Here is a 4,489-nt window from a genome sequence, read left to right as displayed (position 1 = left end):
GACGGCGAGCCGTACCAGCGCATCGTCGGGCTGGACGAGCTGGACTGGGAGCTGTCGGCCGTCGAGGTGGCCCCCGCCGACCTCGACAACGCGGTTGCCGGGGCGATACGCCATGCGATCGACCTCTCCTGCGAACTGCCGATCCGTGCCTGGCTGTTCTCGACCGGTATGGGCGAGAGGGTGCTGGTCATGGTCGTCCACCACATCGCCGGTGACGGTTGGTCGACGGGGCCGCTGGCTCGCGATCTGTCCACCGCCTACGCGGCGCGTTGTGCGGGCGGGGCCCCGGAGTGGGAGCCGCTGCCGGTGCAGTATGCCGACTATGCGCTGTGGCAGCGTGAGCTGCTCGGTGACGAGGGTGATCCGCAGAGCGTGCTGGCGGCCCAGCTGGCCTTCTGGCGTGCGGCGTTGGCCGGTGTTCCCGAGGAGTTGGAGCTGCCGTTCGACCGGGCGCGTCCGGCGGTTGCCAGTCACGTGGGTCACCGTCTTCCGGTGGAGGTGCCGGCCGAGGTGCATGCCCGCCTGGTGGAGCTGGCGCGGGCCGAGGGTGTGACGGTGTTCATGGTGCTGCAGGCCGCGCTTGCGGTCCTGCTGTCCCGGCTGGGCGCCGGTACGGACATTCCGATCGGTTCGGCGAGCGCCGGCCGTACGGACGAGGCGCTGGACGACCTGGTCGGCTTCTTCGTCAACTCCCTGGTGCTGCGCACGGATCTATCGGGCGACCCCAGCTTCCGCGAGGTGCTGGGCCGGGTCCGGGAGACGGGGCTTTCGGCCTTCGCCCACCAGGAAGTGCCGTTCGAGCGCCTCGTCGAGGAACTCGCTCCCAGCCGCTCCATGGCCCGGCACCCGCTGTTCCAGGTGATGCTCACCGTGGACAACAACGCCGAAGCCGTCCTGGACCTGCCGGGCGTACGGGCCGGTGCCGTGGCTGCCGAGCTGACCACAGCCAAGTTCGACCTGGAACTCAGTGTTCTGGAGACCTTCGACGCCGACGGCACGCCGGCAGGACTGCACGGCGGGGTGATCGCGGCAGCGGACCTGTTCGATGCCGAATCGGCCGCGCGGATCATGGGCCGGTGGGCTCAGGTTCTGGCCGCGCTGGCCGAGGACCCGCAGGTGCGCCTGAGCCAGGTGGACGTGCTCGACGCCGAGGAGCGTCGGCGCGTACTCGAGGAGTGGAACGACACCGCCCTCGACGTCGAGCCGTCGACGCTGCCGGCCCTATTCGAAGCGCAGGTGGCGCGGACCCCGGATGCCGTCGCCCTGGAGTTCGAGGATGCCCGGCTCTCCTACGGCGAGCTGGACGCGCGGGCGAACCGCCTGGCCCGCCACCTTGCCGGTCAGGGAGTGGGCGCGGAGTCCGTGGTCGCCGTGGCCCTGGAGCGCGGCACGGACCTCGTAGTGGCGCTGCTCGCCGTCATGAAGGCCGGTGGTGCCTACCTGCCGGTCGACCCGGACTACCCGGCGGACCGGATCGCGTACACGCTGGACACTTCCGGCGCGGCCGCGGTGGTGACCACGTCCACACTGGCGCACCTGGTCCCGGCGGGTGTGCCGCGCGTACTGGTGGAGGACCCGGCCATAGCCGCCCTCGACAGCAACGCGCTCGACCGGGCGCCTTCTCCCGAGCACCCGGCCTACGTGATCTACACCTCCGGCTCCACGGGCCGCCCCAAGGGCGTGGTGATCGAGCACCGGTCACTGGTCAACTTCCTTGCCTCGATGCAGGAGCGCTTCGCCCTGGACGAGGACGACCGGCTGGTGGCGGTCACCACGGTCGGCTTCGACATCGCCGGCCTGGAGCTCTACCTGCCGCTGCTCAACGGTGCCCGCGTCGTGCTCGCCGCCCGCGAGGTCGTACGGGATCCGCGGGCCCTGCGTGCCCGGATCGTGGCGGCTGGGGCGACCGTCGTGCAGGCGACCCCGAGCCTGTGGCAGGCCCTGCTGGCCGAGTCCGAAGCCGCGGACGATTCGCGGTCCGAATGGCTCACCGGTATACGCGCGCTGGTCGGCGGCGAGGCGCTGCCGGGCGAGCTGGCCCGCACCCTGGTGGCCACGGCCGCCTCGGCGACCAACATGTACGGCCCGACCGAGACCACCATCTGGTCCACCGACCGGCGGCTGTCGCCCGAAGCCACCACCGACGGCGTCTCCTCCATCGGCGGCCCGATCGCGAATACGCGGGTCTACGTGCTCGACGGGTCGCTCGCCCCGGTCGCGCCCGGTGTCGCCGGCGAGCTGTACATCGCCGGCTCCGGCCTGGCCCGCGGCTACCTGAACCGCCCCGGCCTGACCGCCGAACGCTTCGTGGCCTGCCCGTTCGGCGGTGTGGCGGAGCGGATGTACCGGACCGGCGACATCGCGCGGTGGACCGTCGATGGTGATCTGGAGTTCGTCGGCCGCGCCGACGAACAGGTGAAGCTGCGTGGCTTCCGGATCGAGCCGGCGGAGATCGCGGCCGCGCTGATCGCGCACCCGCAGGTCACGCAGGCCTTGGCCGTCGTGCGTGAGGACGTCGCAGGGGACCGGCGGCTGGTCGCCTACGCCGTGGTTGCCGATGACGCGGGGACTGACCTGACGGGCTCCCTGCGGAAGTTCGCGGCCGCCGGGCTGCCCGAGTACATGGTGCCGTCGGCTGTCGTCCTGCTGGGCGCGCTGCCGCTGACGCCTAACGGGAAGCTGGACCGTAAGGCTCTGCCGGCCCCTGAGTACGCGGGTGGTGTCGGTCGTGGTCCGGTGTCGCTCCAGGAGGAGTTGTTGTGCGGGGCTTTCGCGCAGGTGCTGGGTGTGGAGAGCGTTGGGGTTGACGACGATTTCTTCGCGCTGGGTGGGCATTCGTTGTTGGCGACGCGTCTGGTGAGTCGGGTGCGTACGGTGTTGGGTGTCGAGGTTTCGCTGCGGATGCTGTTCGAGGCGCCGACGGTGGCCCGGCTTGCCGAGCGGCTGGCAGGGGCCGATAGGGCACGGGTGGCGCTGACGGCGGGGGCGCGTCCGGAGCGGGTTCCGCTGTCGTTCGCGCAGCGTCGTCTGTGGTTCATCGGCCAGCTGGAGGGCCCCAGCGCGACGTACAACGTTCCGGTGGCCCTGAGGCTGACGGGGGAGATCGACCGGGCTGCACTGGGTACGGCCCTGCGGGATGTGATCGGGCGGCACGAAGTGCTGCGCACGGTGTTCGCGCCGGCCGACGGCGAGCCGTATCAGCGGATCCTCGGCATGGACGACGTGAAGTGGCAGCTGGAGACCGCCGACATCGCGCCGGCTGGTCTGACCGACGCGGTCGCCGAGGCGACCGGGTACGTCTTTGATCTGTCGACCGAGGTGCCGATCCGTGCCTGGCTGTTCTCGCTTGGATCCGAAGAGCACGTCCTGTTGGTGTCGATCCACCACATCGCCGGAGACGGCTGGTCGATGGGTCCGTTGGCTCAGGATGTGTCGGCTGCTTATGCGGCGCGGTGTGCGGGTGGGGCTCCGGAGTGGGAGCCGCTGCCGGTGCAGTACGCGGATTACGCGCTGTGGCAGCGTGAGCTGCTGGGTGACGAGCAGGACCCGGAAAGTCTGATTTATCGCCAGGTGGCTTACTGGCGTGAGGAGTTGGCGGGTGCTCCGGAGGAGCTGGGGCTGCCGTTCGACCGGCAGCGTCCGGCGGTGGCTTCGCATCAGGGGCACAGTGTGCCCCTGGTGGTGCCGGCGGAGGTGCACGCCCGTCTGGTGGAGGTGGCGCGCGCTGAGGGTGTGACCACGTTCATGGTGTTCCAGGCGGCGCTGGCGCTGCTGCTGTCCCGGCTGGGGGCGGGGACGGACATCCCGATCGGCTCGGCCAACGCCGGACGCACCGACGAGGCGCTGGACGGTCTGATCGGTGGGTTCACCAATACGCTGGTGCTGCGTGCGGATCTGTCGGGTGACCCGACCTTCCGCGAGTTGCTGGCGCGGGTGCGTGAGAGGGGCCTGTCGGCTTACGCGCACCAGGACGTGCCCTTCGAGAAGCTGGTCGAGGAGCTGGCTCCGAGCCGCTCGATGGCGCGTCACCCCCTCTTCCAGGTGGTCCTGACGAAGCAGGACACCATCGAGGCAGTTGTGGACCTGCCGGGTCTGCAGGTGGGCGGAGCCTCGGCAGGAGACCGCAGGGCGGCGAAGTTCGATCTGGATGTGATGGTTTCCGAGGCGTTCGACGCGCAGGGTGTGGCGTTGGGTCTTCGGGGTTCGGTGACGGTGGCCGCGGATCTGTTCGACGAGGCGTGGGCTGGGCGGATCGCCGGGTACTGGTCGCGGGTCCTGGGCGAGGTTTCCGTGGATCCGGGCGTACGTCTGAGTCGTGTGGATGTGCTGGGTGCCGATGAGCGGTGTCGGGTGTTGTCCGGGTGGAATGACACTGCCGCTGAGGTGTCGGGTGTTTCGGTGGTGGGGTTGTTCGAGGCGCAGGTGGTGCGGTCGCCGGATGCGGTGGCGGTGGTGGCTGATGGTGTGGGGGTGTCGTTCGCGGAGCTGG

Annotated in this window: 1 protein-coding gene; it reads left to right on the top strand. The window is 70.3% G+C overall.

What is annotated here, in order from left to right; translation table 11 throughout:
• Nucleotides 1-4,489: amino acid adenylation domain-containing protein (locus tag AC0693_RS38635; protein WP_478804610.1), on the top strand; the 4,489-nt coding region annotated here is incomplete at both ends.

It is taken from the genome of Streptomyces sp. NPDC043876 (genome assembly GCF_056435825.1).
This window is presented reverse-complemented; position numbering and strand designations above follow the sequence as displayed.